The organism is Mammaliicoccus sciuri (assembly GCF_025561425.1).
Taxonomy (GTDB): domain Bacteria; phylum Bacillota; class Bacilli; order Staphylococcales; family Staphylococcaceae; genus Mammaliicoccus; species Mammaliicoccus sciuri_A.
In genome coordinates, this window is sequence record NZ_CP094824.1 from 2528498 (window position 1) to 2543714 (window position 15217).

At 33.9% G+C, this 15217-nt stretch carries 16 protein-coding genes; all 16 read right to left on the reverse strand.

Going from position 1 to position 15217, the window contains the following annotated elements:
* Positions 1 to 13 precede the first annotated feature (13 nt).
* The gene (locus tag MUA60_RS13230; RefSeq protein ID WP_262648600.1) at positions 14 to 5458 is read right to left on the reverse strand and encodes a peptidoglycan DD-metalloendopeptidase family protein; all 5445 of its coding nucleotides are present in this window, start codon (positions 5456 to 5458) and stop codon (positions 14 to 16) included.
* A 37-nt stretch (positions 5459 to 5495) separates the two neighbouring features.
* Positions 5496 to 5645, reverse strand: coding sequence for a hypothetical protein (locus MUA60_RS13235; protein ID WP_204167086.1), 150 nt, complete (start codon positions 5643 to 5645; stop codon positions 5496 to 5498).
* Between the two features lie 95 nt (positions 5646 to 5740).
* Positions 5741 to 6058: a phage tail assembly chaperone G gene (gene gpG / locus MUA60_RS13240; protein ID WP_262648603.1), complete on the reverse strand. Its 318-nt coding sequence runs from the start codon at positions 6056 to 6058 to the stop codon at positions 5741 to 5743.
* A gap of 75 nt (positions 6059 to 6133) precedes the next feature.
* On the reverse strand, positions 6134 to 6829 hold the full coding sequence (locus MUA60_RS13245; protein ID WP_262648604.1) for a major tail protein: 696 nt from the start codon (positions 6827 to 6829) through the stop codon (positions 6134 to 6136).
* Between the two features lie 54 nt (positions 6830 to 6883).
* Entirely contained in the window at positions 6884 to 7282 is a 399-nt protein-coding gene (locus tag MUA60_RS13250) for a hypothetical protein (protein ID WP_262648605.1), read from the reverse strand.
* Between the two features lie 5 nt (positions 7283 to 7287).
* Positions 7288 to 7686: a hypothetical protein gene (locus MUA60_RS13255; protein WP_262648607.1), complete on the reverse strand. Its 399-nt coding sequence runs from the start codon at positions 7684 to 7686 to the stop codon at positions 7288 to 7290.
* On the reverse strand, positions 7683 to 8036 hold the full coding sequence (locus MUA60_RS13260) for a head-tail adaptor protein (protein ID WP_262648608.1): 354 nt from the start codon (positions 8034 to 8036) through the stop codon (positions 7683 to 7685). The genes MUA60_RS13255 and MUA60_RS13260 overlap by 4 nt, the downstream gene beginning before the upstream one ends.
* Positions 8023 to 8307, reverse strand: a complete 285-nt coding sequence (locus MUA60_RS13265; protein WP_262648609.1) for a hypothetical protein — start codon at positions 8305 to 8307, stop codon at positions 8023 to 8025. Before MUA60_RS13265 ends, MUA60_RS13260 begins: the two co-directional genes overlap by 14 nt.
* A gap of 5 nt (positions 8308 to 8312) precedes the next feature.
* Positions 8313 to 8477: a hypothetical protein gene (locus tag MUA60_RS13270; protein ID WP_262648611.1), complete on the reverse strand. Its 165-nt coding sequence runs from the start codon at positions 8475 to 8477 to the stop codon at positions 8313 to 8315.
* A gap of 20 nt (positions 8478 to 8497) precedes the next feature.
* A complete protein-coding gene (locus MUA60_RS13275; protein ID WP_262648612.1) occupies positions 8498 to 9712 on the reverse strand; it encodes a phage major capsid protein in 1215 nt (404 codons plus the stop codon).
* Between the two features lie 4 nt (positions 9713 to 9716).
* Positions 9717 to 10514, reverse strand: coding sequence for a head maturation protease, ClpP-related (locus tag MUA60_RS13280; RefSeq protein WP_262648613.1), 798 nt, complete (start codon positions 10512 to 10514; stop codon positions 9717 to 9719).
* Positions 10492 to 11670, reverse strand: a complete 1179-nt coding sequence (locus tag MUA60_RS13285) for a phage portal protein (RefSeq protein WP_262648614.1) — start codon at positions 11668 to 11670, stop codon at positions 10492 to 10494. The genes MUA60_RS13280 and MUA60_RS13285 overlap by 23 nt, the downstream gene beginning before the upstream one ends.
* Before the next feature lie 15 nt (positions 11671 to 11685).
* On the reverse strand, positions 11686 to 13338 hold the full coding sequence (locus MUA60_RS13290) for a terminase TerL endonuclease subunit (protein ID WP_262648616.1): 1653 nt from the start codon (positions 13336 to 13338) through the stop codon (positions 11686 to 11688).
* Between the two features lie 19 nt (positions 13339 to 13357).
* Positions 13358 to 13657 carry a P27 family phage terminase small subunit gene (locus MUA60_RS13295; RefSeq protein ID WP_204167098.1) on the reverse strand — a complete coding sequence of 100 codons (300 nt, stop codon included), beginning with the start codon at positions 13655 to 13657 and terminating at the stop codon, positions 13358 to 13360.
* Positions 13658 to 13799: 142 nt separating this feature from the next.
* A complete protein-coding gene (locus MUA60_RS13300) occupies positions 13800 to 14090 on the reverse strand; it encodes an HNH endonuclease (protein WP_262650629.1) in 291 nt (96 codons plus the stop codon).
* 667 nt (positions 14091 to 14757) lie between these two features.
* Positions 14758 to 15171 (reverse strand): DUF722 domain-containing protein, encoded by a 414-nt coding sequence (locus tag MUA60_RS13305; RefSeq protein WP_262648618.1) that lies wholly within the window; start codon positions 15169 to 15171, stop codon positions 14758 to 14760.
* Between the last annotated feature and the right edge of the window lie 46 nt (positions 15172 to 15217).

Below are 15217 nucleotides of genomic sequence, written 5' to 3' on the forward strand. Positions count from 1 at the left end.
TCTCATATGCTTATTAAAATTTACTTTTACGCTTTTTAGTTCTTTCATACTTATCTATTCCATTAAAAACTTGTCGCTCGTGTTCATATTTATCAATTACAGGCTTAAAGTCTTTAGCAGCAATTTGAGCTAAGAATTCAACAGAGTCTTTCAACGCATTGATTGTTTCATCTTGCTTTTCAATCATTTTAAGTAATAATGAAGTTTCTGAATTACCGTCATTTGAGTTCTTTGGCTTAGGTAATTGCTTAGGTCTTTTATTTTTACCTTTTTGTATATCTTGACCAGCTAAAGCTAATAATTTCATAGCATCTGTACGACGTTTAGGGTCTGTTGGTATTACCCATTCAGGAAAACCACCGTCTGCTAGATTATATAGACCGTTACTACCAATTAACCCACCTGTGGCAAATCGTCTACTACCTGTTGGACCCCAACCTGTTTGACCACGTGACATTCTAGCTTTCCAAGACGCTAAATCTCTACGCCAATTGCTATTATTAAAGAATGTTTTCAACTGATGATATCCATTTAAGATATTTCCAGCACCTTTTACTCTATAACCTCTCCATGTGCCAGGCGTATATTGTAACAATCCTCTTGCTTCATTGCCTCCAGTATTCACATCTGTATATCCACTCTGAGTAACACCAGCTCGTCCACCAGATTCAGTGTGAATAAGTGAAATGATATCTTTAATATTACCTGGTGATAAATTAACCTTCATAGAACTTGCAGCTCTTAGAATATCACCACGCCATTTTGATGCTGCTTTACTTGTTCCTCCTGCACCAGACAAGAACTTCTCAGGATCCATAGTATTTTTATTAGTTAGTGCAGCGCTTGCGGGACTCTCAACTTGATAGTGCAAGTGTGGTCCTGTTGTCCAAGCACCACTGTTTCCTGTTTTAGCAAACTTTTCACCTTGCTTAACCCGACCAGTTTTTAAAATGTCTGATAAGTGAAGGAAGTATTGTGCAACTTTACCACTCAACAATCTAGCAACTGTACCTCCACCATGGTTGGATTGTGCTTTTACCACACCACTTGTTGGCGCAGTTAAAACCGTTCCGCTTGGAGTACCATAGTCAATACCATAGTGTCGTCCGCCATTAAATGATGTTGGATATCCAGGGACAGGTTTATTAGGTGAGTATGGTGTAGTGATACCGAATTTTTGGAAGGAAGAACCATCTCCTCCGCCACCACCTACTGAATCAAACCAACTTTTAACGAGATCAACCATGCCAGATTTAAGTTCTTTAGCACCCCACTTCATAAAGCCACCCATCGCTGCAGGTATGCCAGAAAAGTCAATGCCCAATCCACCTAAAACTTTATTGATTAACTTACTTGGTTTACTAGCATAGTCCCAAACATCGCCTATGCCTTTCATAACAGATTTAATACCTTTACCTGTCACTGTTGCTACATCCTTACCGAAATCTTTAGTAGCATTCCAACCTTTACCTAAATTATCGCCAAGTTTTTCTCTCCAACCTTTTTTATCTGATTTTTTCTTCTTATCTTTTGATTTTTTAGTAGGAGATCCTTGACCGAATAATTTATCCATTACAGTTCCTGTTGAAAAGTGAGGTAATAGTGATTTAGACTGTGCGCCATTTATAACGCCCTCACCACGTTTTAGATGTACTTGTTTGTTTCTACCGATAGGTTTCTCAATTTTTCCATCTCTGCGATAAATTAATTCTTGATGACCATTTGGTCCACTTCCATTACCTGGTCCTTTATCATTAACTATAGCTTTAGTACTACGAGTTAATAATCCATTTTGATCAGTTTGAACTTGAGGATTAACTTCAGTTCCAGTAGATAAACGAGGTATCTTCTTTTTAATAAGTTTCTTACTCATTATTTTTTTAGAAAGACTATTAATACCTGATATCATACCGTTCAAACCATCAACAGCACTATTAGCAATCCCTTTTCCTACTTTACTAGCAATTTTCTTAAAGCCTCTTATAGAATCAGATAAGAAATTTTTTAATTTATTTATCCAGGACTTACCTTTGTCGTACATCGCTTTAAAGCCATTTACGACACCCTTTTTAGCACCAGTAACTAATTTAACAACAGTAGATTTTATTCGTCCCCATATATGCTTAGCAAAGTTAAATGTCTTAGTGAATATGTTTTTAACATTACTCCATAGTTTACTGAATGCGTTCTTAACTTGTCCTCCTAAACTTTTGGCTAGTGAGATAACCTTTGTTTTCAACGAATTCCAAGTTTTCTGTATCCAATTCTTCAAAGTTGTAAATATAGATTTAGTTGATTTCCATAAACCGCTAAATCTAGACTTAACACCACTCCATAATCTTTGTACCTGATTAACTACTGACTTTTTAATAGATGTCCATGTAGTAGAAAGCCATTTCTTTATAGAAGTGACAATTGCCTTTATGGATTTATAAAGACCTGAAAACTTCTGTTTAACCGAATTCCAAATAGATTGGGCAGTTTTACCTATGAAGTTTTTTATAAACTTCCAACCTTTTGTGAATACACCTTTTAATAAGGACATTCCAAGTTTGGCTACTTTAACAATTTTCCCAACAAACCAAAGTTGTACTAAATTCAAAATTAATTGAACTACACCTTTTAGAACTTGAACTAATCCATTCAAAGCGCCTTTCCAATTTCCAGTTAACAAACTGCTGAATATCTTGATTGTTCCTAGTATGATATTTAAAGCGCCTTGAATCACACCTTTTATGTTATTCCAAACACTAACAATTAATGCCTTTATACCTGGCCAAATAAATTTCATTAGGTTCCAAATCAAAGTCATTATCGGTTTAATCACAAAATTCCAAATTGTACTAAATACAGTCCCTATTACCTGTCCAATATTTTTAACAGCTTGTGTAATTTCAGTACCATTCTTAGCCCAAAAAGCACTAATCTGTGAACCTATCTGAATAGCAAAACCTTTTATTGCATTAAATACAATAAAGAATGTATTTTTAACAGTATTTGCAAAATTAGTTAATCCTACAACAACATTAGGAGGTAATATTTTTGATAATGTTATTACTCCATCTTGTCCATTTCCTTTAAACAGTTGGAAAAAGCCCTTAATAATATTTCCTACGTTAATAAACGTTTGCTTAACTCCGTTTATGGCGTTATTCACAATATTTCTAAATGTTTCAGATTTCTTATAGGCTATTACAAATCCTGTAACTAATGCTGCAATTAAAATCCCCCATGGACCCAATAGTAATTTAAAGGCACCTCGTAACACACCTAATGCCTTACTCATAAATCCTACTTTCTTTCCATTTGCTACAGCAGCACCTCCAAGTCCTCCAAAGGCTGTACGTGCTAAAGCTATAGGAGGTACTAAGGTCATTAACCCACCAACTAAAGCAGCTAAAATCCCAATAAACGCTCCTACTGCGGGACTTGAATTTACAATCTTAGAAATAAATCCAGTAATAGCAGTTGTTATTTTTAGCATGACAGCACCTACTGGAGCCATACCTCTTACCAATCCTACTAACGTAGACCCTATATTTTTAAGTAATTGCCATACAATGGGTCCATTTGTATTTAGATAGTCAATAAATGATTTAAACTTATCTGAACTTGATAAGCTTTGTCCCCAATCTTTAAATGTTTTGGTTACATTCTGCATACCTATTAAAACTGTATGTGAATGATCACCAAATGCTTTAAATAGACCTACAATACCACCGAAAATATTGCCAAATATTGCACCAACAATCGGAAGATTTGTTTTAGTGTATCTAATAAACTCAGCAGTACTAGAATCTGTACTGGCGCTATTTGCCCATTTATTAAATTTTGTAGCTAAGCTTTCTATTCCGTCTCCTGCCCATGTGAACAGTGGCGAGAATTGAATGAACATATGTGCTAAGGCATCAGTTACTTTCATTACAGCATTTACAAGATTTTGGAATATTGGTGGACCTGTTGAATTGATTACTTTGAATACTTGATTAGCATTTTTGCTATTCTTAACCCATTCAAACATTTTAAGTGAAGCTTTACTGATTATTCCTGAAATACTATCAATCGCAGGTGTTAGTTTTTGTAAAGCTAACAAAGCAATATTTATACCATTAGTCATTGTATTGAATATATTTGCTCGGTTTTTATCAGCAATACCATTCCAAGTGTTTTTTAAAGCAGCTAAAGCGCCTTGATATTTTGTTACTTCTCCAGTAACTTTAAGTGTTCCCTCTTCAAGCCTCTTTAATGAAGTTGCTGCCATACCAGCAAACACAGAAATTCCACCAAGCGCAGTTCCATATACGCCCATCATTCCTATTGCGCCACCACTTGCTGCAACTGCTGCACCACCTATACCTGCTACTGCACTTGTAGCAGCACCAGCAACTGGAATGATTGTTGAGATATTTTGTACAATCATACCTTTAACAACACCACTTGCTACATATCCAACATTTCGAAAACTATCACCAATCTTATTGATTTTTGCATTAACCTCTTGCCAACGCTTATCAAAACCTTTTATACCTACTGTCATTTTGCCTAATAACGTTTGATTTCTAAGCAGTTTACTGTATTCATCATTAACATCATCTATTTGACTTTCTAATGTGTTAAATGCCAATGATTGTTGGTAGACATCAACTGTTGCTTTGTCTATTTTAGCTGGTAATTTCCCAACTTCATTTTCTAATTTAGAATATGCTTTCTCTGCTTCTTGTGCATTTTTCTTTGCACTATTCATTGCTGTTTTCGAACTAGCCATTGCTTTTTTATTAGCATTACTAAATTTCTCTAACTCATCTTTAGCTTCAGATGTTGCAATTTTAGACTCGTTCCATTTACGCTTTGATTTATCCAGTTCATTAGATAACTGTTTATAATGATTTTCAGCTTTTTCTAGTTCAACACGTAACGCTGATAATTCTTTCTCAGAAGCATTACCGCTTTTTGAAAGTTCCTCAAACTCTTTAGACAACTGATCAACGGAAGCTTTTGCATTTTTGGTTGAAGCACTTAATTTATCAACTTGGTTTTTAGCACTTTTTTGAGATTGAGTTGCATCAGCTAACTGCTTTTGATATTTTTCTAACTTCGAATTCATATCATCAAATTCTTTGGCTAGTTTTTCATATTTCTCATTAGCCCTATCAGCTTCAAGTCCTGCTTTTTTTAGCGCTTTAGCTGATTCTTTTTCCGCTTCATTCAATTGCGCTAATTTCTTTTTTGATTTCTCTACAATACGACCTTGTTGTTCTAGCTTATTATTTAATCCACCTAATTCAGTTTCTAACTTATCTATAGATTTTTCAGCCTTATCAAATGTTGATAAATTAGCTTTCATCTGAGTATCAGCTACTTTAAGTTTACGTTGTAGATTAGCCATGCCTTTATCTATATCAACAGTATTTAAACCTAACGCAATAGTAAAACCTCTAATTCTTTCTTCTCCTGCCATACTGTCCCTCCTTTCTTTTTAAACATAAAAAAAGAGCCTAACCCGCTTTCCTGGGGTCAGTACCCGTAATAGCTCCGATTAGGCTCTCATTTGCTTTAACTGTCTTCACTTCTTTATCTTGAGTTGTAGAATCTAAATTCATAATTCGTAATAACTCATATATATCTGTTTCATCTATTTCAGGCATTTTCCACCCTGCATCTAATAAGTGTTTATAGATGAGATCAATATATTCCGCTTGCTTCTCATAAGTGAAATCTTCATCAGTTAATGAGTCGTCATTTATAAACCCTTTCCCGCATCTTCATCAGAACCTGTTAATTGAAGCATGAGGAACTCTAAATAGTTATTACCGTCAATACCATCTAAAAACTCGTCCATTGTAAATTGATTACCATATAAATCTTTAACAATAAATTCTTCAGCTTGATCTAAATAATCTTCAACTTTTTCAATATCTTCAGGTCTAGTACTTTGAGATAATGCTGAAATTCTTAAAGATAAACGCACACCTTTTTTAGCTTGACGACCTTTAATATTATTTCTGTGATAACGTTTTTGTTCTCCATTTTGATTAGTTAATGTAATTGATTTTGACATAATTTATTTACCTCTTTCGATTTATATTTTTTATTTATACGTATGAATAAAAAAGAGGGCAATAGCCCTCATTAATTAAGCCTCTAAAACTGACCCTTCTTCACCTTCATTTGCTTGTCCTGCCGAATCTTCTGATTTACCATCAGATGGTTGTTCCTTAGAAACATTCCCATCAATAAGCCCAGGATAAACTTGACCAAATATAGATTGGAATACTGTGTCACGACCGTCTGTTTCTCCTGCTTCGTCATAAGTCATGATTACAGATTCTTTTTCTTCAAATCCGTCAATAAAGCGTTCCATAAATTGACCTTCGATTTCATCTTGACCAAATTCAACGCTGCCTTCTTTTGTTTGACCCTCTTTGTTTGGCTTAGTAAATACACCTTTAGCAAAGCCAAACCATTCTTTTGAACCATCTTCCATAGTTCTTGCGAAAGCAACTGCAACATAAACAATTTTCTTAGTTCCTGTAGCACCAAACACTTTAGTATTTGTTTTATGTTTCGTAAGTCCTAAAATCTTTTCTTGTACTGACATAGGTAATTTGTGGAATGTTAAATTTAAAGTAGGTTCCCCTCCAGATTTAGCAACCTCTGCTGTTTTGTTAGAACCGTATCCTCTCGTTAACTCTTCGCCAATTTCAAATGACATTTCTTTTAAATAATCAATCATATCAATTGGACTTAATTTTACTTTAGCGTTTGATTCCTCTTCTAAAACTGCATACCATACTTCACTCAATCCGGTATTTGCATTATATTTTCCCATTTGGATTCCTCCTAATTTTTTGTATAAAAATAGCCTTACGTTTATCACGTAAAGCTAAAGTATTTTTTCTAAATGTTTTAAATCATCTGTGACATAAACAACACCTTCATATCGTCGCGCGTCTAAGAAGCGTTTAACTGTTTTGTCATATTGGTCAGAACCTCCAGGCGTTTGACCAAACCCTAATTTCTCCATCGTTATTCTTATTTCTTCGGATATTTGTTTCGCTATAGGCTCACTCTCAGAACGTACGTCGATTTGATAATGGTATTCCATAGCCATCGTTTTATTACTACCGTACTCTATTGGTACAGGTGGCATTAGAGGACTAATTAGAATATTTGGAACCCCTATATCAGATGATTCAGGGAGATCATATGCTCTAATACGATTTGTACAATAGTATGCGATTGTCTCATTTTTTAATAGATGAGACTTTATTATTTTTATCATATCCATCATCTTAAACCACCCTCTAAATCATTTTTTACTATCTGTCTATAAGGTTCTTTAGTAATTCTCATTGTCCTTGCAATAGCACCTTTACCTCGTGGATTAGGATTTATGACGCTTCCCCATTCATTTATATGGATAATATTACGTCTATGTTGTAGTCCTTCCCAATACACTTTAATCATTCGAATATTTCCATGAATAAAATATGGATCTGTGATAGAAACTTCTTCTATTGAAGCACCTGTATCTCTAAAGAGTTCGAATTCTAGTTTTAACACGCTCATAAAGTATTTAGCACCCTTTTTTAAAGCCTTATCTTGAAGACGGATTAATGTTTCGTCATCATAAGCTCTTTGTAATTTCTGTATAAGTGCTTTCATACCTTCAATTTCAACACTCATGACCTGTTCTCTCCAATAATTTTTATATTACGATGATACTCAGTGTCATCTTCAACAGAAATAACATTAAAAAACTTACCTTTATATCTTGGCAAGTTTATTTCAAAATACATATCATCTGTAATATCTTTCCCTATAGGGAGATAAGTTACCATTGTAATTTTGGCATTTCTGTTTGTCATGTCTAAATCTTTTTGTGAAGGTGGATAAACATTTGCGAAACACTGATAATATTTATCTGTTTTAGGAGATTCTCCAGGCATAAATCCATCATCAGGTTTTGCTTCATAGAAAGTAACAGGCGTCCTCATCTGTCCACCTGTTACAAAACTTCTTTTATTTTGTTTCATCTTCGACCACTTCCATATTCATCAGTTGAAATTGTATAATATTCGACAAAAAGTTATTGTGAAATGCTTCAAGCATATCATTTAGTACGTATCGTGTGCGTTCATAAACAAGTTCACGACCTATTGCACTATCCTTCATAGAAAACTCTCCGCATTTCGCTTTAATATCTTCATATGAATATTCTAAATCGCTTTTTATACGCTCATCTTCCATATCGTAAAATATACGATTACGTGCTTTAAATTCCTGAACATGTGCTTGATCTACCATTTATATCACTTCTTTTCTTGAATACGCTCTAAGAATGGCCCATCATGTTCTTTCAATTTAGCATTCACTTCTTCACTGCGTTTTACAGTCATTTCTACTTTTTCACCAGGATTAAGAACTTTGTTCAGTTCTTTATCTTTATACTTTTTTAAGACTTTAAATTTAGCCATGTTTTAAGCCCTCCTCATTTTTATCCTTCTGGTAATTCTGATTCGCTATCTTTCGGAGCCCCATGAGATGAAAAGTCTACATCATAAACAAATGATGTTTTATTATCATCTGGTTCAGCATATAAGAATTGTTTTGCAGTAAATAAATCCATATCTTCTAAAGCAAGTGTTTGATCAAACTCACGTACAATCACATCACTGCCTGCATAGAAATGATAACGAGATTTATCATATGCAACTGCTTTACCTTTTGGAACGAATTCACTTTGTGCAAACGTCACATTAAACGGAATTGGACTTACAAAAGCCCCATTGTGTACTTGCATAAAGGCAACACCTGTATAAATGTAATCAACTGGATTTAGGGCAATTACAACATTATTTAAAACATTGGCACCTTTTGTACGTTTAACATCACCATCTTTATCATAATATTCTTTAATTGATAAATTACTAATGATTTTGCCGATTTCTTTAATAGAAATATCAGGTGTTTCTAAAGTTAAAGTACCAGCGCTTTGCTTATCTGATACTGCACCATTTTTACGATTGATTTCCTTCAATAAGCCAACTGGTTGGTCTTTAGCTTTACCTTCACCTTGAATTGCAGTTTTTTCAATTGCTACTGCAAAAGCTTCTTTGATTTGTGCACGTACAAAGCGGTCTACCCATTGCACGCCCGCATCTTTTAAATCTTTAGGTACTACTACGAAAGCAGTCGCTTTACCTAGAGAAATGTCTTGTTCATAGAATGAAGCCTCTAATTGACCACGAATTTCTCCAAATATTTTACCCCAAACAACCTGTCCTTCAGTAATTGAACGAATAACACGTGTTTTTAAACCTGTACGTTCAATATTGATATGTTTTAATAACGGATGGTCTGTTTCAATATCTTCAAAAATACGGTCTACTACTGTCTCAGGTAATAACTCTCCATCTTTCCAATTCGTATCTGTATTAACATGACCCTCAGACACTAATGCGTTATAGAATTTCTTTTCCTCATTTGTTAAGCGATTTACTTTACGAGCGTTCAATACTGCATTATCTCCTGTTTCATTCTTAATATCTTTTCGAATAGCATTAGCTAATTCCTCGCTATATGCATTCATATATTCAGTATATTTTGCTTTAACTTCTTCGTCTGTTGCTTCTGGATTCATATTTGAAAATTCTTGTAATAGCTTTTGAGAATTCTCGAACCCTTGTTTATTTTCAAAATTAATTGGCATAATTTTATTCTCCTTTATTTGTATTCATATTAAATAGTCTTACGAAACTATTTTGAGGTGTTCCTGTTTTGTCAGGATCCTTGCTTTCCTTTGTACCTTGACCACTATTAACTTTTTTAACTTCTTGTAATATTTCTTCAAGTTTATCCATTACATCTTCTACAGTGATTTCTCCACCTTGTTCTTTAGGGTCTTTCGTCTGTTGTGTTGGGTCTTCATTCCGATACTTACTCATAAATTTGTCACCTCCTAACATTGCTGTTGTTGCAGCAGCTGCCACTTTGGTACTATTCGTAACATTGTCAACTAGACCTAAATTCTTTGCTTCTTTAGCTGTAAACCATGTTTCTTCATCCATATATTGTTTAAGAAGCGCATGATCTATATCTTGGTTTTTAGCAACATAACTATTGAAAACAACTGAGTTTATCTTTTCTAATGAGTTAGCTTGTTTTTTAAATTCGTTTGAATCTCCTGTTACATTTGTCCATGCGTTATGAATCATCAATACAGCATTGTTAGGCATATTTATAGTATCTCCAGCCATTGCAATCACTGATGCAATACTTGCAGCTATACCATCAATATTCACAGTAATATGTGCTTTGTGACGTTTGAGCATATTGTAAATCGCTACTCCACTGAACACATCTCCACCATTTGAATTTATATTTACAATGATTTCTTCTTCATTGCTCATTTCTTTCAATTGGTCATTAATTGTTTGAGGACTAATCGTCATACCTTCTACCGTCACATTGTCGATAAAACCGTAAATATCAATCTGATTGTTCTTGCTCATCCTTATCACCTCCTTTAATATCTGGCTCTTCTTCAACAGTTTGATAATTCTTAGTGATTACAAATTTCTGCATTTCTTCACTACCTATAGGCTCATAACCTGTAAGTTCACGAATCTCATCTCTATTAAAAGAACCACTAGCAATGAGTTTGTCTACAGCTTCACTCACTTCTAATGGTCCTTTTTGATCTATTGAAATTGCTTTGATTCGCTTACCTTCTTTATAACCTCGTTCGCTATATATTTTTGCATTTAACTCATCAGTGATTTTTTCGATAATAGGCTTAACACAGAATTTCATATAGTTATTTGTCATAGCTTCTATATCTGCAGTCTCACCGTTAATTAAGCCAACAGGTATCCCTAAATTACGTGCAACATAACTTAATAGCTGATTGGGTGCTTTAGCTAAATCATCTAACTGTGATGAACCTTTACTGTTATTGTTGCCAGATGTATGTTCTTCATATTTATAACCTTTTTGAACAGGCACAATCGCAATATCATTTGTTTCAAAAGCTTTATAGGCTTTATTTATAAATTTTTGCATTTCTTCATTTTTTGCCTCTTTTATTGGCACATTGGCATCCATACTAAGTGAGGCACGAATTTGGTTATTCATTAAATTAGATTTAATCATACGCCCAAATATATCTCCATAATCATTAAACAATCCAAATAGCATTTCTGTTATGGCTTCATTATTATATTCAAGGTAAATGACGTCACTCATTTTAAAATTACGTTCAAATTCAAATTCACCTTTAATAACGTGCGTAAATATATCATCGTACAGTGCATATTCTTCTCGTGTGAAATCATCAGCTATGATTAAATCTTTTGAATCCGTAACTATAATTAATACCTCATTATCATAAATCAATTTACGAATAACCTTTTGCCAAAATGTCGCAGCACTTTCATCAGTATTTGGTCGAACATTCAATTTATAATGTGTTGTTGAATTCAAATTTTTCCTTCCGTTTTCAATCACTTCAAATTTCGTTTGGCTTATTGTTCGAGCGATATGGTTAATACAGGTATCTAATGCCCAACGTTTAATATAAGCTTTATGTGAAGTTTCTCTTAATAACTCAAAGTCATAACTAAACTCAATTGCTTCATTCCTGCCAAGTATTTTGTCGAATATACTCAATTTTCCACCTCCTAACTAAAAGTCGATATCAGCCATAATAAAACTTTGATCATAATCTAATATTTCGTCTGCACGATATAAGGCATGCAGCATTGCATGAAATCCATCTGTCTTACGATACACTTGGTCTTTCTTAATATATTCTTTTGAACCATCAGGTTTCATAGTTACCGCTACATTATTTGTAAACCACCTCATTAAAGGGTTTTCACCAAATACAATTTGCTTTTTAGCAAACATCGTATCAATACGAGGTGCTAACAATCCGTGTATAGCTTTAGGATTCTTTAAGATTTCTAATTCTATACCAGCGTTTTCAAAAGCACGTCTCACAATATCTGTTCTGAAATTATCTGCAATAACTTTTGTAATATTGTATTTTTCACCCATTTCTAAGAACCAATTAACGATATATTCAATCTCTATTACTTCAGTATCAACTATCGTTAATAACCCATCTTCCGCCCATTGTTCAATCGGCGGGTCCAATTTGGTTTCATCGAGAAATCCCTTCCTAATGAAAGAGTGAGTTTTCCAAATATAGTCATCACCATCTCTAAATAAAAGTCCTACACTTGCAAAGTCTTTGACGTAAGCATAATCTAAACCACCTATACACGCTTTACCTTCTAAGTTAGGCATTTCTCTTGCAGTTGCTTGTACTTCTTCATAAGGTGCTACAATACTTGACGGGTCTTGTTCTGGCAAGTTCATACGTTTAGTAACAAATTCAGGACGATTAGATCTGTTGAATGGTAAGTCTAAATATTCTTCTCGAATCGTACTCAACAATATTTTTGCATAATCTGATAAAGGCTTATGTAACATGGGATTTGCTTTTTCCCACATTGTTTCATCATCTATTTCTTTAACATCATCCAACTTGCAATAAAAAGGAAACATACGGCTATTTTTGACTTCTCCAGCTAAGACACTTTTTATCTTATCCTTCATCGAGTCCATATAACCTTCTCTCAAATGTCCATCTGTACTGATATAGAATGTACGTCTGTTTGGTTTCTTTCCTAATCCCCCACGTTTTACATTCACCATTTCCGGTCCATAAAAATAATGGATCTCATCAAAAATAACACACCCCTCACGTCCACCATCTTTGGTTTTCGTATTGGATGTGTTAAATTTTAATTTTGCATATGTTTCTCTATTCATTATTTCAGTCTTACTAGTAAGAAAAGGCGCATTCGGTGTTTTACCTGTTTTATTTCGTTTACTTTGATTAATCGTTTTAAATACTTCATTGAAAGATGTTTGCGCTTGTTCTTCACTATTTGCAACGATTGAAATGTCATACTCTTTTACACCATGCAAAGGTGTTAATAGAAAATCACTTAAAGCACTTATGAGACCGTTTTTCCCTCCGCCTCGTCCCATAAATATGGCAATCTCAGTAAAGAACGCTTGATTAATCTCTTTATCCATTAAAAATACGAAAGCAATGATAAATCTCTGAAAAGGTTCTGTCGGAAAATACCACTTTTCAATATACTTAACACAACTTTCGATAGTCTCTTCATCAAAGTACACATCATCTCTCGTTAAAATATTATTTTCTAGGTAATGAATTAGATCAATACGTTCCTTATTCAATAAGATTTTGCCATTGCGCCATAAATCAATATATTCTGTTACATACTTTTGCTTAATCATTGTTCATCATCTGCATTCATCAATACGCGTCGGAGGGTTCATCTGAGTGAGCTTCAATTTTTCCAAATCCAAATGATTTTTCTATAGCAAGTAGTGAAGCATTAATTTTATTTTTTTCTGCTACTGCAGGATTAGGTTTCAGAAATGATTGTGATGCATTTTTAGTTTCAACCATAGTGCCATGCGTTTTTATATCCTTGTCAAGTTTATAGAATATGTTCAACAAATTCATGTATCGTTCAACTTTTTCTATTTGGACTGGATTATCTTGTTCAATTTTTTCTAGCAAATATTTTTTTATTTTAGTTTGGTTCCTCATTTATATCCCCCTAACATATAATTTTTATAAAAATCTTGCGATCTGTAAACCTCATCGCCGTTTACCTGGAGTGGACAAAATAACCGTTTTGTTTTTATGGGGGGTACATTATTTTTGATGTATTTTTCTTGTGTACATCTACTCAATCCCAACGTTCATCTCCCCATTTATCAGGTTTCCGTATATAGCCTTGGTATCTATTATGTTTCTTATTATGGCAAGAGATACAAAGTGTAACGAGATTGTCTAAATCATGTGCAAGTTCTGGATGTGTTTCAAGTTCTAATATATGGTCGACATCAAGTGATTTATGTTTTTCGGGATTAATAGTTGTTACCTTTCCTTGTTTCTTACATTCTTGGCATTCATAGTTATCACGTCGAAGAACAATCTCTCTTGTCTCACGCCATGCTCTCGACTTATAGAATCTCATAGCTTCTTTACTCACAACTCTATCACTTGCTGGACCTTTGTTATGTTTGATATACCATTCTCTTATAACTTGTTCGATGTGTTCTTTATCTTCTCTGTTTGATTCAGCTAATCGTTTCAAGCATGTACTTATATCTGTTCCAATCTTTACATGTTCTGCTTGTATCTCTAATAGCTTAACTCTATTCAATATAGTATTAGATAAGAACGTTGTAATGATATACATGGTGCCTTCATTATTCCACTTGGCATAATCCATCATACTGTTACGCATCGTTAATAGAAGATCATGTGCATTGTCGTTATACACTTGATAGTCGCTACAAGTAATAGCTGCAGTCAATGCATCATAGTCATACACAATATCGGATTGAGTTAATCGCTCATTCACATATGTTGTCTTACCACTCATTGGTGGTCCATATACAATTACTAACTTCATAAGCTACTCCTTTATATAAATTAAAAGGACCATACTCTATTGAGTACAGTCCACGGAACAACTACTAATGTATCTTCGCTACAAGTCGCTTACAGGTAATCGAATGATTATAGAAATGAAATTAGTTGTCTATCGTAAAGGATGTGATTAATTGTTATCTATAATCTTTCTACACTATCATAATAACACCTTGACACACCTCAAAAGTCTCATAATACTCTCATCCTTAATGTTCAATACCTAATTCATCTGCTAACTTAATGATGATACCTTTCTTGATTCTATAAAAATGACTACGACTTATGTACAATTTATCTACAATTCCATCTACTGTTAATAGTCTAGGTTTCTTAAAGTAATATAAGTTCATCAGTTGTTGTTCTAATTGGTTACCTTCATCAAACACTTTCTCTATTGCTATTGTCACACGTTCAAGGTGTTCGATACGTTTGTCATTAACCAATCTTGTAGCTGTTAGTTCTGTAGTACTTACATTGTTGTTACTTCTACCTCCACCGATGTTCTCATCTTGTGGTTGCCATGGTGTTCTTATCTCTTCTCTTAATTCTTTCATACGTTTACGTGTATGATCATAGTTGCATAACTCTTCTTCTAAGTATTTAATCGTACTATTTCTCATTAAACCATAACCCCTTCCATTTCAATCTCTTTCATTCGTGCATCTA

What these genes read in the sequence shown, in the direction of transcription:
- MUA60_RS13230 (WP_262648600.1), bottom strand. Translation starts at nt 5,458, where the DNA reads ATGGCAGGAGAAGAAAGAATTAGAGGTTTTACTATTGCGTTAGGTTTA.
- MUA60_RS13235 (WP_204167086.1), bottom strand. Translation starts at nt 5,645, where the DNA reads ATGCCTGAAATAGATGAAACAGATATATATGAGTTATTACGAATTATG.
- gpG (WP_262648603.1), bottom strand. Translation starts at nt 6,058, where the DNA reads ATGTCAAAATCAATTACATTAACTAATCAAAATGGAGAACAAAAACGT.
- MUA60_RS13245 (WP_262648604.1), bottom strand. Translation starts at nt 6,829, where the DNA reads ATGGGAAAATATAATGCAAATACCGGATTGAGTGAAGTATGGTATGCA.
- MUA60_RS13250 (WP_262648605.1), bottom strand. Translation starts at nt 7,282, where the DNA reads ATGATAAAAATAATAAAGTCTCATCTATTAAAAAATGAGACAATCGCA.
- MUA60_RS13255 (WP_262648607.1), bottom strand. Translation starts at nt 7,686, where the DNA reads ATGAGTGTTGAAATTGAAGGTATGAAAGCACTTATACAGAAATTACAA.
- MUA60_RS13260 (WP_262648608.1), bottom strand. Translation starts at nt 8,036, where the DNA reads ATGAAACAAAATAAAAGAAGTTTTGTAACAGGTGGACAGATGAGGACG.
- MUA60_RS13265 (WP_262648609.1), bottom strand. Translation starts at nt 8,307, where the DNA reads ATGGTAGATCAAGCACATGTTCAGGAATTTAAAGCACGTAATCGTATA.
- MUA60_RS13270 (WP_262648611.1), bottom strand. Translation starts at nt 8,477, where the DNA reads ATGGCTAAATTTAAAGTCTTAAAAAAGTATAAAGATAAAGAACTGAAC.
- MUA60_RS13275 (WP_262648612.1), bottom strand. Translation starts at nt 9,712, where the DNA reads ATGCCAATTAATTTTGAAAATAAACAAGGGTTCGAGAATTCTCAAAAG.
- MUA60_RS13280 (WP_262648613.1), bottom strand. Translation starts at nt 10,514, where the DNA reads ATGAGCAAGAACAATCAGATTGATATTTACGGTTTTATCGACAATGTG.
- MUA60_RS13290 (WP_262648616.1), bottom strand. Translation starts at nt 13,338, where the DNA reads ATGATTAAGCAAAAGTATGTAACAGAATATATTGATTTATGGCGCAAT.
- MUA60_RS13295 (WP_204167098.1), bottom strand. Translation starts at nt 13,657, where the DNA reads ATGAGGAACCAAACTAAAATAAAAAAATATTTGCTAGAAAAAATTGAA.
- MUA60_RS13300 (WP_262650629.1), bottom strand. Translation starts at nt 14,090, where the DNA reads ATGAGATTCTATAAGTCGAGAGCATGGCGTGAGACAAGAGAGATTGTT.
- MUA60_RS13305 (WP_262648618.1), bottom strand. Translation starts at nt 15,171, where the DNA reads ATGAGAAATAGTACGATTAAATACTTAGAAGAAGAGTTATGCAACTAT.